The following is a 15,365-nucleotide window of genomic DNA, read 5'->3' on the forward strand; positions in this document are numbered from 1 at the left end:
CGGAGGCGGGGCGGCGGGCTCAGGACGGGGCCCAGGCGTACCGGTGCTCGGGCCGGCCGGTCTCGCCGTACCTCAGCGACAGACGCACCCGGCCGGTCCGCTCCAGCAGCTTCAGGTACCGCTGCGCCGTCTGCCGGCTCACCCCCGCCCGTTCCGCGATCTCCTGCGCGGACAGCGGGCCGTCGGCGGCGAGCAGCACCTGGCGTACGAGCTCGGCCGTCGTCGGGGAGTGGCCCTTGGGCAGGTCCGGCGCCCCCGAACCCACCGACAGGGCGCCGAAGATCCGGTCCACCTCCGCCTGCTCGGCCTCACCCCCGCCGTCCAGCGTCCGCCGCAGCGCCGCATACGCCTCCAGCTTGGGGCGCAGGCCGGCGAAGTTGAACGGCTTGACCAGGTACTGAAGCGCGCCGTGGCGCTGGGCCGCCTGGACGGTGGCCACGTCGCGGGCCGCCGTCACCATGATCACGTCCGTCTGGTGCCCCCGCCGGCGCAGCTCGCGCACGACCGCCAGGCCGTTTCCGTCCGGGAGGTAGTGGTCGAGCAGGATCAGGTCGACCGGCAGTTCCTCGACCCGGCTGAGCGCCTCCGCCGCAGTGTGGGCCAGCGCGACGACGCCGAAGCCCGGCACCTTGGCCACGTACGCGGCGTTGATCTCGGCGACCCGCACGTCGTCGTCCACGACCAGCACGCCGATCACCGCGCACCTCCCAGCCGGGCGGGCCGGTCGGACGCGGCGGCGTCCGGGCCGCCCGCGGGGGCGCCGGTGACAGCACCGGCGCTGCCCGCCGGCGGGCGGGTGTCGTCCGGGGGCGCGCCGGTCGCGGCTTCCGGGCCCCGCGAAGGCCCCTGCGCGCCCGCCTGCGGCAGCGGCACCGCTCCGGTGGCCCCCCTCGACCGCCGTGCCGCGGCGCGCCGTGACACCGGCGGCACCGGACCGGGCGCCGCCCCGCGCCCCTCGGCCTCACCGGGAGCCGGGGCGTGGTCCGTCAGCGCCTCCGGGAGGACGACCGTGAACCGGGCGCCGCCGCCGGGGGCCTCCGCCACCCGGGCGCTCCCGCCCTGGCGCTCCGCCAGGCGGCGCACCATGGCCAGACCCAGCCCGCGACGCCCCCCGTGCGCCGGGAGGTCCTTGGTGGACCAGCCCTCGGTGAACACCAGGTCCCGCCGCTCGGGCGGAACGCCGGGCCCGCTGTCCGTCACCCGCAGCACCACCGTGCGGCTCTCCGTGCTCAGCTCGACCTCCACGAGCGGTTCCGCCGAGCCGGCCGCCGCGTCGACCGCGTTGTCCACGAGGTTGCCCAGGACCGTCACCACTTCGCGGGGTTCGACCAGCCGGTCGGGCAACAGCGTCCCGGGGGCCAGGCGCAGCGAGATGCCGCGTTCCGTCGCCACGGTGGCCTTGCCGACGAGGAGCGCCGCCAGCAGCGGGTCGTGCACCTTCTCGGTGACCTGCTCGGCCGTCGCCCGGTGCACCCCCACCACCTCGGTGACGTACTCCACCGCCTCCTCGTGCATCTCCAGCTCCAGCAGCCCCAGCAGTGTGTGCAGCCGGTTGGCGTGCTCGTGGTCCTGCGCCCGCAGCGCGTCGATCAGCCCGCGCGTGGAGTCCAGCTCGCGCCCGAGCCGCTCGAGCTCGGTGCGGTCGCGCAGGGTCGCCACGGCACCCCCGTCGTCGGTCGGCATCCGGTTGGCGATCAGCACCCGGTGCCCGCGTACGGTCACCAGGTCCTCGCCCGTGACCCGGCCGGCCAGAACGTCCGCCGTGCGGCCCGGGCCGAGCGCCTCCTCCAGGGGCCGGCCCGTCGCCTCGGGGCCGACACCCAGCAGCCGCTGCGCCTCGTCGTTCACCAGCCGGATCCGCCCGGCCCGGTCGAACGCCACGACGCCCTCGCGGATGCCGTGCAGCATCGCCTCGCGCTCGGCCAGCAGCGCCGAGATGTCCGAGAAGGCGAGGTCATGGGTTCGGCGCTGGAGCCGCCGGGAGATCAGGTAGGCGGCCAGGGCCCCCACGGCCAGGGCCCCGCCCGCGTACGCCAGCAGACCGGGGATCGCGGCCAGCAGCCGGGCGCGGACGCTGTCGTACTCGATGCCGACGGACACCGCGCCGACGATCACGCCCGCCCCGTCCCGCAGCGCCACCTTCCCGCGGGCCGAGCGGCCGAGCGTGCCGTCGTCGATCTCCATCACGTCCTTGCCCGCGAGGGCCTCGCTGGGGTCGGTGGAGACGACCCTGCCGATCTGCGCGGGGTCGGTGTGGGACCACCGCACCCCGCGCCGGTCCATGACCACCACGTACTCGGCGCCGGTGGCCCGCCGGATCCGCTCGGCCTCCGCCTGTACCGGCCCGGAGGCGCTCGGAGGCGTACGCGTCAGCTCCCCGGCGACCTCGCTCGACGCGGCCGTCTCGGCGATCGCCAGGGCCCGCCGCATCGCCTGGTCGTCGAGCTGGGCGCTCAGCGGCGCCAGGAACAGGCCGGTGGCCAGCACCGTCACCCCCGCGACGATGGCCAGCTGCATCAACAGCACCTGCGAGAAAACTCGCCGCGGCCAGCCCAGCCGCAGGCGTCGCCCCGCCGGCCCGCGCGGGGGCGGCGCGGCGGCGGGGGAGGGCGGCGAGGCCGGTGCGGAACTCATGCAGGAACGGTAAGCGAGCTCCGCCGTGGAGGAAATGTCCGGCGTCACGTCCGGAACGTCCGCTCCGGTGCCCGTTCGCCGGCCGTCCCCCGCCCCGTCGGAGCCGCCTGTCTCCCGCCTATCCTGGTGCCGCGAAACCGCCGTACGCGGAGCCGGCCGAGAAGGGAACCCCTTGAGCAGCGTGCAGCAGATCCCCGTCGTCGTCCTCGCGGGCTTCCTGGGGTCGGGAAAGACGACCCTGCTCAACCACCTGCTGCGCAGCGCCAGAGGGACGCGCGTCGGTGTCATGGTCAACGACTTCGGCTCGATCGAGATCGACGCCATGACCGTCGCCGGACAGGTCGGCTCGACCGTCTCCCTGGGCAACGGCTGCCTGTGCTGCGCGGTCGACGCGAGCGAGCTGGACACCTACCTGGAGGTCCTTACCCGGCCCTCCTCCCGCCTCGACGTCATCGTCATCGAGGCGAGCGGCCTGGCCGAGCCGCAGGAACTGGTGCGGATGATCCTCGCCAGCGACAACCGGCGCGTCGTGTACGGCGGCCTCGTCGAGGTCGTCGACGCCGCCGAGTTCGACGCCACCCGCGAACGCCACCCCGAGACCGACCGGCACCTGGCCATCGCCGACCTCGTCGTCGTCAACAAGGCCGACCGCGTCGGCCCGGACGAGCTGCGGCGTGTCCACACGGCGGTCGCGGACCTCGCCGGCCGGGCGGCGGTGATCGACGCCGCGTACGGCAGGGTCGACCCCGAGCTCCTCTTCGACCGCGCCGCCCGCGCCGACGACGGCGGGCCGCGCCAGCTGACCTTCGAGGACCTGGACGAACTGCACGTCGCCGAGAAGGTCCACCCGCACGCGGCGTACGACACCGTGTCCTTCACCGCCGGCGAGCCGATGCACCCCCGCCGGCTGTTGGACTTCCTCGACTCGCGCCCCGAGGGCCTCTACCGCATCAAGGGCTTCGTCGACTTCGGCGCCGCCGATCCCGCGAACCGCTACACCTTGCACTCGGTCGGCCGTTTCCTCCGCTTCCACCCGGAGCCCTGGCCGCGCGGCGCACAGCGCCTCACCCAGCTCGTCCTCATCGGCGCCGGCACGGACGGCGACGCCCTCCACAAGGCCCTGGACGACTGCCGGGTCACCGGCCCCCAGGACGTACCGGAGGAGCACAGCATGTGGGGCGTCCTGCGCTACGTACCGGACCCCGAGGACGCTCCCGCCGAGACGCCGGAGCCGGTGGACGCGCCCGCCGAAGCGGCTCCCTAGCGCCCCCCCCGGCAGCGGTTCCCCCGACCGCGCCGGTGCGCCCGCCCTCCGGCGGGCGCGCTTCGCGCGACGACCCCGTTACGACGCCGGCCCCGCCAGCACCTCCACCTGCTTGACGAGCGGCGTGCCCGAGCCGTCCCGGCGCGGATCCATCTCCGGGAGCTCCACCGGCGTGCCGTTCTTCTGCGCCGCGCGGGCCGGGGCCGCGCCCGCCCAGGCCAGGACCAGCGCGTCCTCACCCTTCAGGAACCGCTGGCAGCGCACACCGCCCGTCGCACGGCCCTTGCGCGGGTACTGGTCGAACGGCGTGAGCTTCACCGACGTGGCCGCCGTCGGGTCCAGAGCGCCGGACGAACCGGCTGCCGTGAACACCACGGCGTCCGCCGCCGGGTCGACCGCGGTGAAGGAGATCACCTCGGCGCCCGCCGCCAGCTTGATACCGGCCATACCGCCCGCAGGACGGCCCTGCGGTCGCACCGCCGAGGCCGGGAACCGCAGCAGTTGCGCGTCGGAGGTGATGAAGACCAGGTCCTCCTCGCCCGTGCGCAGCTCGGCCGCGCCGACGATCCGGTCGCCCTCCTTGAGGCCGATGACCTCCAACTCGTCCTTGTTCGCCGGATAGTCCGGCACCACCCGCTTGACCACGCCCTGGAGGGTGCCGATGGCCAGGCCCGGGGAGGACTCGTCGAGGGTGGTCAGGCACATCACCGTCTCGTCCTTCTCCAGCGTCAGGAACTCCGACACCTGGGCCCCGCCCGACAGGTTGGGCGCGGACGCCGTGTCCGGCAGCTGCGGAAGGTCGATCACCGACAGCCGCAGCAGCCGCCCCGTGGACGTCACCACGCCGACCTCGCCGCGCTGCGTCGCGGGCACCGCCGAGACGATCACGTCGTGCTTGGTGCGCTTGCCGCCGCCGTCCGGCAGCGGTTCACCGCTCGCCGTACGGGCCAGCAGGCCCGTCGACGACAGCAGCACCCGGCACGGGTCGTCCGCGACCTCCAGGGACGCCGCCGCGACCGGCGCGCCCGCCGACTCCAGCAGCACGGTGCGCCGCTCGGTGGCGAACTTCTTGGCGACCACCGCCAGTTCCGAGGACACGAGCTTGCGCAGCTCGGCGTCCGACTCCAGGATCCGGGTCAGCTCCTCGATCTCGCTCCGCAGCCGGTCGCGCTCGCCCTCCAGCTCGATCCGGTCGAACTTGGTGAGCCGGCGCAGCGGGGTGTCCAGGATGTACTGCGTCTGGATCTCGCTCAGCGAGAAGCGCTCGATCAGCCGCTCCTTGGCCTGCGCCGAGTTGTCGCTGGAGCGGATGACCCGGATGACCTCGTCGATGTCGAGCAGCGCCACGAGCAGGCCCTCGACCAGGTGCAGCCGGTCGCGCTTCTTGCCGCGCCGGAACTCGCTGCGCCGCCGGACCACCTCGAAGCGGTGGTCCAGGTAGACCTCCAGCAGCTCCTTCAGGCCCAGCGTGAGGGGCTGCCCGTCGACCAGCGCCACGTTGTTGATGCCGAAGGACTCCTCCATCGGCGTCAGCTTGTAGAGCTGTTCCAGCACGGCCTCCGGGATGAAGCCGTTCTTGACCTCGATGACCAGCCGCAGCCCGTGCTCGCGGTCGGTGAGGTCCTTGACGTCCGCGATGCCCTGGAGCTTCTTGGCCGCCACCAGGTCCTTGATCTTCGCGATCACCTTCTCGGGGCCGACCGCGAAGGGCAGTTCCGTGACGACCAGGCCCTTGCGGCGCGCCGTCACGTTCTCCACGGTCACCGTCGCGCGGATCTTGAAGGTGCCGCGGCCGTTCTCGTACGCGTCCCTGATCCCGGACAGGCCCACGATCCGGCCGCCCGTCGGCAGGTCCGGACCCGGCACGTACCGCATCAGGGTGTCCAGGTCGGCGCCCGGGTGCCTGATCAGGTGGCGGGCGGCGGCGACGACCTCGCCCAGGTTGTGCGGGGGCATGTTGGTCGCCATGCCGACCGCGATCCCGGAGGCACCGTTGACCAGCAGGTTCGGGAAGGCGGCGGGCAGCGCGACCGGCTCGCGCTCCTGCCCGTCGTAGTTCGGGTTGAAGTCGACCGTGTCCTCGTCGATCGACTCCGTCATCAGGGACGTCGCGTCGGCCATCCGGCACTCGGTGTACCGCATCGCGGCCGGCGGGTCGTCGTTGCCCAGCGAACCGAAGTTGCCGTGCCCGTCCACCAGCGGCAGGCGCATGGAGAACGGCTGCGCCATGCGCACCAGCGCGTCGTAGATCGACGCGTCACCGTGCGGGTGCAGCTTGCCCATCACCTCGCCGACGACCCGGGCGCACTTCACGAAGCCGCGCTCGGGCCGCAGTCCCATCTCGTTCATCTGGTAAACGATGCGACGGTGCACCGGCTTCATGCCGTCGCGGGCGTCCGGCAGGGCCCGGGAGTAGATCACCGAGTACGCGTACTCGAGGAAGGAGCCCTGCATTTCGTCGACGACGTCGATGTCGAGGATCCGCTCCTCGAAGTCGTCGGGCTGCGTGGTCTTCGTGCTGCGGCGGGCCATCGCGGCTGCGGCTCCTTCTTCACCAACAAGGTTGATCTGACGCCGACCATTGTGGACCGTCGCACTGACAACGCCGACCGCGACCCGGAAGAGGGACGGCGGCGGAATCCGGGAACTTCGCCGGGTGCCGGTCCGCTTGCATACAGTGGCAGGACTTCCACAGCGGTCCCGCAGCAGGTCGCAGCAGCTGCATACAGTGGCGGAGGACGTCCGCCGCGACCCGCGGGCGGGCTTTTTCTCAAGCGATCGAAGGGACGTACATGCCCATGGGTCACACGGCCACAGCCCAGGCCGGCTCCGGCGGCCTGACAGCGACCGAGCACCGCCTGGCCAACGGCCTGCGCGTGGTGCTCTCCGAGGACCACCTGACCCCGGTCGCCGCGGTCTGCCTCTGGTACGACGTCGGCTCACGCCACGAGGTCGAGGGCCGCACCGGGCTCGCCCACCTCTTCGAGCACCTGATGTTCCAGGGCTCGAAGCAGGTCCAGGGCAACGGCCACTTCGAGCTGGTGCAGGGCGCCGGCGGTTCCCTCAACGGCACGACCAGTTTCGAGCGCACCAATTACTTCGAGACCATGCCCACCCACCAGCTGGAGCTGGCGCTGTGGCTGGAAGCCGACCGGATGGGCTCCCTGCTCGCCGCGCTCGACGACGAGTCCATGGAGAACCAGCGGGACGTCGTCAAGAACGAGCGCCGCCAGCGGTACGACAACGTTCCGTACGGCACCGCCTTCGAGAAGCTGACCGCCCTCGCCTACCCCGAGGGCCACCCTTACCACCACACCCCGATCGGCTCCATGGCCGACCTGGACGCCGCCACCCTCGAGGACGCTCGGCACTTCTTCCGTACGTATTACGCGCCCAACAACGCCGTCCTGTCGGTCGTCGGGGACATCGACCCGGAGCAGACGCTCGCCTGGATCGAGAAGTACTTCGGCTCCATCCCCTCCCACGACGGCAAGCAGCCGCCGCGCGACGGGACGCTTCCGGAGATCATCGGCGAGCAGCTGCGCGAGGTCGTCGAGGAGGAGGTCCCGGCCCGCGCCCTGATGGCCGCCTACCGGCTGCCGCACGACGGCACGCGCGAGTGCGACGCCGCCGACCTCGCCCTCACCATCCTGGGCGGCGGCGAGTCGTCGCGGCTGCACAACCGCCTGGTGCGCCGCGACCGCACGGCCGTGGCGGCCGGCTTCGGCCTGCTGCGCCTGGCGGGCGCGCCCTCGCTCGGCTGGCTGGACGTCAAGACGTCCGGCGGGGTGGAGGTGCCCGACATCGAGTCGGCCGTCGACGACGAGCTGGCCCGGTTCGCCGCCGAGGGCCCCACGCCCGAGGAGATGGAGCGCGCCCAGGCCCAGCTGGAGCGCGAGTGGCTGGACCGGCTGGGCACCGTCGCCGGCCGCGCCGACGAACTGTGCCGGTACGCGGTGCTGTTCGGCGATCCGCAGCTCGCCCTGACCGCCGTCCAGCGCGTCCTGGACGTCACGGCCGAGGAGGTGCAGGCGGTCGCCCAGGCCCGCCTCCGCCCCGACAACCGCGCGGTGCTGGTCTACGAACCCGCCGGCACCGCCCACAGCGACCAGGAAGAAGAGGGGGCCGACCAGTGAGCGACGCAGCTGTGTCCCTGACGTCCATGGAGTTCCACCCGCAGCCCCGGCCCGGGACCGCCAGGCCGTGGGCCTTCCCCGCCCCCGACCGCGGCACTCTCGACAACGGCCTGACGGTCCTGCGCTGCCACCGCCCCGGTCAGCAGGTCGTGGCCGTCGAGATCTTCCTCGCCGCGCCGCTGGAGGCCGAGCCCGAGGGTCTCGACGGCGTCGCCACGATCATGGCGCGGGCCCTGTCGGAGGGCACCGACAAGCACTCGGCGGAGGAGTTCGCCGCCGAGCTGGAGCGATGCGGCGCCACCCTCGACGCGCACGCGGACCACCCCGGTGTCCGGATCTCCCTCGAGGTGCCGGTCTCCCGCCTCTCCAAGGCCCTCGGGCTGGTCGCCGAGGCGCTGCGGGCCCCCGCCTTCGCCGACAGCGAGGTCGAGCGCCTGGTCCGCAACCGGCTCGACGAGATCCCGCACGAGATCGCCAACCCGGCCCGCCGTGCCGCCATGCAGCTCTCCAAGGAGCTGTTCCCGGCCACCTCCCGCATGTCGCGCCCCCGCCAGGGCACCGAGGCGACCGTCGCGGGCATCGACTCCGCGGCCGTGCGCGCCTTCTACGAGGCCCACGTACGGCCCGCGACCGCCACCGCCGTGGTCGTCGGCGACCTCACCGGCGTCGACCTCGACGCGGTGCTCGCCGACACGCTCGGAGCCTGGACCGGCGACACGGCCGAGCCCCGCCCCGTCCCGCCCGTGACGGCGGACGACACCGGCCGCGTCATCATCGTCGACCGCCCCGGCGCGGTGCAGACGCAGCTGCTCATCGGCCGTATCGGCGCCGACCGGCACGACCGGGTGTGGCCGGCCCAGGTGCTGGGCACCTACTGCCTGGGCGGCACCCTCACCTCCCGCCTGGACAAGGTCCTGCGCGAGGAGAAGGGCTACACCTACGGCGTACGGGCCTTCGGCCAGGTGCTGCGCTCCGGCCCCGAGGGCGGCGCCGCGATGCTCGCCATCAGCGGCTCGGTCGACACCCCGAACACCGGCCCCGCCCTCGACGACCTGTGGAAGGTGCTGCGCACCCTCGCCGCCGAGGGCCTGACCGACGCCGAGCGGGAGACGGCCGTGCAGAACCTGGTGGGCGTCGCCCCGCTCAAGTACGAGACGGCCGCCTCCGTCGCGGCCACCCTCGCCGACCAGGTCGAGCAGCACCTCCCGGACGACTTCCAGGCCCAGATGTACGCCCGGCTCGCGGAGACGGGCACCGTGGAGGCCACCGCGGCGGTCGTCAGCGCGTTCCCGACGGACCGTCTGGTCACGGTCCTCGTCGGTGACGCGGCTCAGATCAAGGAGCCCGTGGAAGCGCTCGGGATCGGCGAAGTGACGGTCGTCTCCGGCTGATTGGCGCGGCCTCGCCCCCTGGGCGGAACGCGTTGCGGGCCCCGGTACCGTTCGGTGCCGGGGCCCTGTCGTATGTCCGGTTTGTTGCGGAGATTCAGTGTCTGACCTGTGGCGTGCGCTACAAAAAACCGTGTCTGTTTGGTGATTGAAAGATCGGCCGCTTAGCGTCTGATGCGCTGCCCGACCGGTACCCGTCGCACCCGCGGCACCGGGCAGCCATCGCCGAGTCCCCGTCAGGCGCGAGCCTGGGGAGCCGGGGACCCACGTAGTCCCTGGGGTGAATCGGACGCCTTCGCACCCGTGCGGAGGGGCCCGTAGGAGACCTTCCTGCTCCGAACCCGTCAGCTAACCCGGTAGGCGAGAAGGAAGGAAAGGATCAGCCACTTCATGGCGTTCACCCGTGCCACCGGGAAGCACCGTGCCCCGAGCCGTCTGAGCCGCAAGAGCGCACACGTCGCCGGAGTCGCCGCCCTCGCCACCACCGGCGTCATCGGAACCCTCGCTTCCCCGGCCCTCGCCGCCGCCCCGGACACCGCTCCCGGTTCGCTCGAGGACACCGGCCTCACCCAGGCGGTCATCACGGACACCCTCGCCGAGCAGATCGACGCCCAGGCCGAGGCCCAGGAGCTGGAGGCCCAGGAGGCCGCCGCCAAGGCGGCCGCCCAGGCGAAGGCGGAGGCCGAGGCCAAGCGCAGGGCCGAGATCCGGGTGGAGGCCGCCCGGGAGGCCAAGGAGCGCGCCGACCGCGAGGCCGAGCGCCGGCGGCTGAACGCCTTCCAGCTGCCGGTCGAGGGCAGCTACGTCAGCACCGGGTACCAGACCGGCGGCGCCATGTGGTCCTCCGGCAGCCACACCGGCGTCGACTTCCACGCCGCCTCCGGCTCCCGCGTGGTCTCCGTGGGCGCGGGCACCGTCGTCGAGGCGGGCTGGGGCGGCGCGTACGGCAACAACGTCGTGATCCGGATGAACGACGGCACCTACACCCAGTACGGCCACCTCGCCTCCGTCAGCGTGTCGGCCGGCCAGACCGTGATGCCGGGCCAGCAGATAGGCCTGTCCGGCTCCACCGGCAACTCCTCCGGGCCGCACCTCCACTTCGAGGCCCGCACGAGCGCCGACTACGGCTCGGACATCGACCCCGTCGCGTACCTCCGCTCCCACGGCGTCAACGTCTGACCCCTTCCGCCCGTCGCCGAAGGCCCCGGTTCATGACCCGAACCGGGGCCTTCGGCGTGCCGGGGTCTCCCGGTGCGGGCCTGCTGGCCAAAAAGAACTCAATGGATTCCGGGTGGCTGTCGGAAAGTGCGGTTCTCTGCAATAGAGTCACTCGACAGGCGTCAATCGGCGGAGTTTCGCGCGGATAAAGTTGGGGGTTCTGGTATGCGCATTCCCGCGCCCTCGGTATGCACGGCGATCCGCGACGACATCGTCACCGGGGTGTTCGCGCGCGGCAGCCGGCTCACCGAGGAGCAGCTGGCCCGCCGCTACGGGGTCTCGCGGGTACCGGTCCGTGAGGCGCTGCGCACCCTGGAGTCGGAGGGGTTCGTCACCACCCGCCGCCATGTCGGCGCGTGCGTCGCCGAGCCCACCGAGCAGGAGGCCGCCGACCTGCTGGAGATGCGGACGCTGCTGGAGCCGCTGGGCGCCGCCCGCGCCGCCCAGCGCCGGACCGATGCCCATCTCAAGGTGCTCAGGGGGCTGGTCAGGCTGGGCCAGGAGCGGGCGCGCCGCGGCCAGGGGGAGGATCTGCGCTCGCTGGGCGGCTGGTTCCACGAGACGCTCGCCCAGGCGTCCGGCAGCCCCGCGCTGACGGCGCTGCTGACTCAGCTGCGGCACAAGATCGCGTGGATGTACGTGGTCGACCAGCCCGCCCGGCCGGCCGAGGTGTGGGCCGAGTACGGCGCGATCGTGGACGCCGTGGCCCGGGGCGACGCCGAGCGGGCCCGCACGCTCACCACCCTGCACGTGGAGCGCGCGCTCACCGCGCACCGGCTGCGGCGGGTGGAGCGGCCGGTCCCGGGCGGGGGTGTGGTGAGGACTTCGCAACACCGCGTAAACACCGCGAGCGTCCGCAATTAACAGCGGCACCGTATACAAAGAAGAGGGAATTTCCGTCCCGGAATTCACCCTGCCTGAAAAGGGCTGATGTTCCCCGCGCTTTCCGGGTTCCGTGATTCCAGGATTCCGGCGTCGGCCGGTGCCGGTGAAACAGCGGAGCCGTACCACCCGGGGTCGGGGGTACGGCTCGGCGGTGAGACTGTGGGGCGACCGGAAGGTCAGACGGTCTCGGGGAGCTCTTCGAGACCCTCGGCGACCAGCTTCGCCAGACGGTCCAGGGCGGCGTCCGCGCCCTCCGCGTCCGAAGCGAGCACGATCTCCTCGCCGCCCTGCGCGCCCAGGCCCAGCACCGCGAGCATCGACGCGGCGTTGACCGGGTTGCCGTCGGCCTTGGCGATCGTCACGGGGACGCCGGAGGCCGTGGCGGCACGGACGAAGATGGAGGCGGGGCGGGCGTGCAGGCCCTCGGCCCAGCCGACGTTGACGCGGCGCTCAGCCATGGTGTTGCCCTTCGAGTCTCGGCGGTTGTCTAGACCAGTTGTCGAATCCAGTCTCTCACGTCCCGCGGGGTGCTCGAACCGGCTCCACGGGGCCACGTCGGCCGGTCGGCCGGCCTCACCCAGCGTTGTCCACAGCACCTCCGCGACCGGGCGTCCGCACCGTACCCTGGGGCCCATGCGGACCCCGTCGGATCAGCCGGAACACGTGTACCCCGACCACTGGGAGGCCGACGTCGTGCTGCGGGACGGCGGCACCGCGCGGATCAGGCCGATCACCACGGATGACGCCGAACGCCTGGTCAGCTTCTACGAACAGGTCTCGGACGAGTCGAAGTACTACCGGTTCTTCGCACCCTACCCCCGGCTCTCCGCCAAGGACGTGCGCCGCTTCACCCACCACGACTACGTGGACCGGGTGGGGCTCGCGGCCACCGTCGGCGGCGAGTTCATCGCCACGGTCCGTTACGACCGGATCAACGCACAGGGCCTGCCCGCGAGCGCCCCGGCCGACGAGGCGGAGGTGGCCTTCCTCGTCCAGGACGCCCACCAGGGGCGAGGTGTCGCCTCCGCGCTGCTCGAGCACATCGCCGCCGTCGCCCGGGAGCGCGGCATCCGGCGGTTCGCGGCCGAGGTGCTGCCCGCCAACAACAAGATGATCAAGGTGTTCACGGACGCCGGCTACACGCAGAAGCGCAGTTTCGAGGACGGCGCCGTGCGCCTCCACCTCGACCTGGAGCCCACCGACCGGTCCCTCGCCGTCCAGCGCGCCCGTGAGCAGCGCGCCGAGGCCCGGTCCGTGCAGCGGCTCCTCGCGCCCGGCTCCGTGGCGGTCATCGGCGCCGGCCGCGCCCCCGGCGGGGTCGGCCGCACGGTCCTGCGCAACCTCCTGGACGCCGGGTACACGGGCCGTACGTACGCAGTGAACCGAGCCCTGCCCGACACGACGACCTCGCTGGACGGGGTGCCCGCCTTCCGCTCCGTCGCCGACATCGGCCAGCCCGTCGACCTCGCCGTCGTCGCCGTGCCGGCGGAGCGGGTCCCGGAGGTCGTCGCCGACTGCGGCGAGCACGACGTGCAGGGCCTGGTCGTGCTGACCGCCGGGTACGCCGAACAGGGCGCCGAGGGCCGGGCCCGGCAGCGGGAACTCGTGCGCCAGGCCCGTTCGTACGGCATGCGGATCATCGGCCCCAACGCGTTCGGGATCATCAACACCGCGCCCGGTGCGCGGCTCAACGCCTCGCTCGCGCCGCACCCGCCGGCGGCCGGGCGGATCGGTCTGTTCACCCAGTCCGGCGCCATCGGCATCGCCCTGCTGTCCGGGCTCCACCGGCGCGGCGCCGGCCTGTCGTCCTTCATCTCGGCGGGCAACCGCGCGGACGTGTCGGGCAACGACTTCCTCCAGCACTGGTACGACGACCCGGACACCGACGTCGTCCTGCTGTACCTGGAGTCGATCGGCAACCCCCGCAAGTTCACCAGGCTCGCCCGGCGTACGGCGGCGGTGAAGCCGGTCGTCGTGGTCAAGGGCGCCCGGCACAGCGGCAGCGCCCCTCCCGGCCACGCCGTGCCGGTCACCCGTGTCCCGCACACCACGGTCTCCGCGCTGCTCCGGCAGGCCGGCGTGATCCGGGTCGACACGGTCACCGAACTGGTCGACGCCGGCCTGCTCCTGGCCGGGCAGCCGCTCCCGGCGGGCCCGCGCGTCGCGATCCTCGGCAACTCGGAGTCGCTCGGCCTCCTGACGTACGACGCCTGCCTCACGGAGGGGCTCCGCCCCCGGCGTCCCCGCGACCTGACGACTGCGGCCACACCGCGGGACTTCCGCACCGCCCTCACCGAGGCCCTCCGGGACGACACGTGCGACGCGGTCGTGGTCACCGCGATCCCCTGGGTCGGGGAGAACGGGACCACCGAGTCCGGCGACGGCCAGGTCCTGGCCGAGGCGCTGCGGGCCGCCACCGAGGAGGCGCCGGCCAAGCCGGTGCTGGTCGTCCACGTGGAGATGGGCGCCCTCGCCGACGCCCTGGCGGCGGCCACCAGCACGGCGCCGACCGCCCCGTCACCCCCGTCGGCCGCCCCGTCACCTCCGGCGGCCGGCCCCGGCGCCCCGGCGCAGACGGCCCCCGGCCCGGGAGCGGCGGTGGCCCCCGCCCCCGGCGTCACGGAGGCCCCCGCCCCCGGCGTCACGGAGGCCCCCGCTCCCGACGGCGGCTACCGCATCCCGGCGTACCCGGCCGCCGAGCGGGCCGTCCGGGCGCTGGCCGAGGCCGTCAGGTACGGGCAGTGGCGGCGCCAGATCGCCGACCCCGGCCGCGTCCCCGAGTACGAGGGCATCGACGAGACGGGAGCCGCCACACAGATCGAACGGGCGCTCGCGCGGGGCGTCGACGAGCGGGGCGTCACCCTCAGCGCCGACGCCACCCGCGACCTGCTCGGCCGCTACGGCATCGCCGTACTGCCCACGCTGCCCGCACCCACGCCGGACGAGGCGGTCCGCGCCGCCGCCGGCCTCGGGTACCCGGTCGCGCTCAAGACCACCGCCCCCCACCTCCGCCACCGCCCCGACCTCGGCGGCGTACGCCTCGATCTGGCCACCGAGGAGCAGTTGCGCAGCGCTTACGCCGAACTGACCGAGACCCTCGGCAGGCCCGAGGAGCTCCAGCCGGTCGTCCAGGCCATGGTCCCGCGCGGCGTCGACACCGTCGTACGCGCCGCCATCGACCCGGCCGTCGGCGCCGTCCTGTCGTTCGGCCTGGCGGGCGCGCCCTCCGAGCTGCTGGGCGACACCGCCCACCGCCTGGTCCCCGCCACCGACCGGGACGTCGCGGAACAGATCCGCTCCATCCGCACCGCCCCGCTCCTGTTCGGCTGGCGCGGTTCCGCGCCCGTCGACACCGCCGCCCTCGAGGAACTGCTGCTCCGGGTGTCCCGGCTGGTGGACGACCACCCGGAGATCGTGGCCGTCGGCCTGGAGCCGGTGGTCGTCGCCCCGCGCGGCCTCTCCGTCCTCGGCGCGACCGTCCGGCTCGCCCCGGCCCCCGCCCGGACGGACCTCGGCCCCCGCAGGCTCCCGAGCTACTGACCGCCCACGGCACCAGCCCGGCTCCGGCCCACCCACCGGCCACGTTCACCCGCCCACCCGACCGCACCCACCGCCCGTCCCACGCCCCACCGCGCTGCAGCACCCCGCCGCACCGCCACCGACCCCCGCCCGCCCACCGGAGCCGGTCATCGGAGCCGGTCACCTGCCCCGGCTCCCGAGCGTCCCGCGCAGTCACCGCGCCCCCGTAGACACCTCAGGCGGATAGCGTGTCAAGCTGCGGCAGCCAGTTGGGTGGGGAATGCAGTGTTCTCATCGAACATCTTGTGGTGCTGGAGGCAG

10 protein-coding genes and 1 riboswitch are annotated in these 15,365 nt (G+C 73.4%); of the genes, 6 read left to right on the forward strand and 4 right to left on the reverse strand.

All coding sequences use genetic code 11. The features are described from left to right. Positions 1-19 precede the first annotated feature (19 nt). Entirely contained in the window at positions 20-697 is a 678-nt protein-coding gene (locus AC07DW_RS26675; protein ID WP_478860232.1) for a DUF7342 family protein, read from the reverse strand. After that, positions 694-2,634 carry a sensor histidine kinase gene (locus AC07DW_RS26680; RefSeq protein WP_478860233.1) on the reverse strand — a complete coding sequence of 647 codons (1,941 nt, stop codon included), beginning with the start codon at positions 2,632-2,634 and terminating at the stop codon, positions 694-696. Before AC07DW_RS26680 ends, AC07DW_RS26675 begins: the two co-directional genes overlap by 4 nt. Before the next feature lie 181 nt (positions 2,635-2,815). Between AC07DW_RS26680 and AC07DW_RS26685 the strand changes: the two genes are divergently transcribed. Continuing rightward, positions 2,816-3,898, forward strand: a complete 1,083-nt coding sequence (locus AC07DW_RS26685; protein ID WP_478860238.1) for a CobW family GTP-binding protein — start codon at positions 2,816-2,818, stop codon at positions 3,896-3,898. 78 nt (positions 3,899-3,976) lie between these two features. Here AC07DW_RS26685 and AC07DW_RS26690 read toward each other — a convergent pair whose 3' ends face one another. Then, on the reverse strand, positions 3,977-6,430 hold the full coding sequence (locus AC07DW_RS26690) for a DNA gyrase/topoisomerase IV subunit A (protein ID WP_478860234.1): 2,454 nt from the start codon (positions 6,428-6,430) through the stop codon (positions 3,977-3,979). A gap of 266 nt (positions 6,431-6,696) precedes the next feature. Here AC07DW_RS26690 and AC07DW_RS26695 point away from each other — a divergent pair, with 266 nt between their 5' ends. From AC07DW_RS26695 to AC07DW_RS26710, 4 genes are all read left to right on the forward strand, one after another. Continuing rightward, on the forward strand, positions 6,697-8,034 hold the full coding sequence (locus AC07DW_RS26695) for a M16 family metallopeptidase (RefSeq protein ID WP_478860239.1): 1,338 nt from the start codon (positions 6,697-6,699) through the stop codon (positions 8,032-8,034). Between the two features lie 26 nt (positions 8,035-8,060). Further along, complete coding sequence (locus tag AC07DW_RS26700) at positions 8,061-9,425, forward strand: M16 family metallopeptidase (RefSeq protein WP_478860240.1); 1,365 nt, start codon at positions 8,061-8,063, stop codon at positions 9,423-9,425. Positions 9,426-9,635: 210 nt separating this feature from the next. Then, a riboswitch (cyclic di-AMP (ydaO/yuaA leader) is annotated at positions 9,636-9,799 on the forward strand. 13 nt (positions 9,800-9,812) lie between these two features. Further along, a complete protein-coding gene (locus tag AC07DW_RS26705; RefSeq protein WP_478860235.1) occupies positions 9,813-10,601 on the forward strand; it encodes a M23 family metallopeptidase in 789 nt (262 codons plus the stop codon). Positions 10,602-10,805: 204 nt separating this feature from the next. Further along, positions 10,806-11,504, forward strand: a complete 699-nt coding sequence (locus AC07DW_RS26710) for a GntR family transcriptional regulator (RefSeq protein ID WP_478860236.1) — start codon at positions 10,806-10,808, stop codon at positions 11,502-11,504. 197 nt (positions 11,505-11,701) lie between these two features. On the opposite strand, the gene AC07DW_RS26715 is transcribed toward AC07DW_RS26710, so the two are convergent. Continuing rightward, the gene (locus AC07DW_RS26715) at positions 11,702-11,983 is read right to left on the reverse strand and encodes an HPr family phosphocarrier protein (RefSeq protein WP_003981826.1); all 282 of its coding nucleotides are present in this window, start codon (positions 11,981-11,983) and stop codon (positions 11,702-11,704) included. A gap of 175 nt (positions 11,984-12,158) precedes the next feature. On the opposite strand from AC07DW_RS26715, the gene AC07DW_RS26720 reads away from it, so the two are divergent. After that, positions 12,159-15,065, forward strand: coding sequence for a bifunctional acetate--CoA ligase family protein/GNAT family N-acetyltransferase (locus AC07DW_RS26720; RefSeq protein ID WP_478860237.1), 2,907 nt, complete (start codon positions 12,159-12,161; stop codon positions 15,063-15,065). Positions 15,066-15,365 lie beyond the last annotated feature (300 nt).

The sequence above is a fragment of the Streptomyces sp. NPDC045701 genome, assembly GCF_056432045.1.

What these genes read in the sequence shown, in the direction of transcription:
- AC07DW_RS26680 (WP_478860233.1), bottom strand. Translation starts at nt 2,634, where the DNA reads ATGAGTTCCGCACCGGCCTCGCCGCCCTCCCCCGCCGCCGCGCCGCCC.
- AC07DW_RS26690 (WP_478860234.1), bottom strand. Translation starts at nt 6,430, where the DNA reads ATGGCCCGCCGCAGCACGAAGACCACGCAGCCCGACGACTTCGAGGAG.
- AC07DW_RS26695 (WP_478860239.1), top strand. Translation starts at nt 6,697, where the DNA reads ATGGGTCACACGGCCACAGCCCAGGCCGGCTCCGGCGGCCTGACAGCG.
- AC07DW_RS26700 (WP_478860240.1), top strand. Translation starts at nt 8,061, where the DNA reads ATGGAGTTCCACCCGCAGCCCCGGCCCGGGACCGCCAGGCCGTGGGCC.
- AC07DW_RS26705 (WP_478860235.1), top strand. Translation starts at nt 9,813, where the DNA reads ATGGCGTTCACCCGTGCCACCGGGAAGCACCGTGCCCCGAGCCGTCTG.
- AC07DW_RS26710 (WP_478860236.1), top strand. Translation starts at nt 10,806, where the DNA reads ATGCGCATTCCCGCGCCCTCGGTATGCACGGCGATCCGCGACGACATC.
- AC07DW_RS26715 (WP_003981826.1), bottom strand. Translation starts at nt 11,983, where the DNA reads ATGGCTGAGCGCCGCGTCAACGTCGGCTGGGCCGAGGGCCTGCACGCC.
- AC07DW_RS26720 (WP_478860237.1), top strand. Translation starts at nt 12,159, where the DNA reads ATGCGGACCCCGTCGGATCAGCCGGAACACGTGTACCCCGACCACTGG.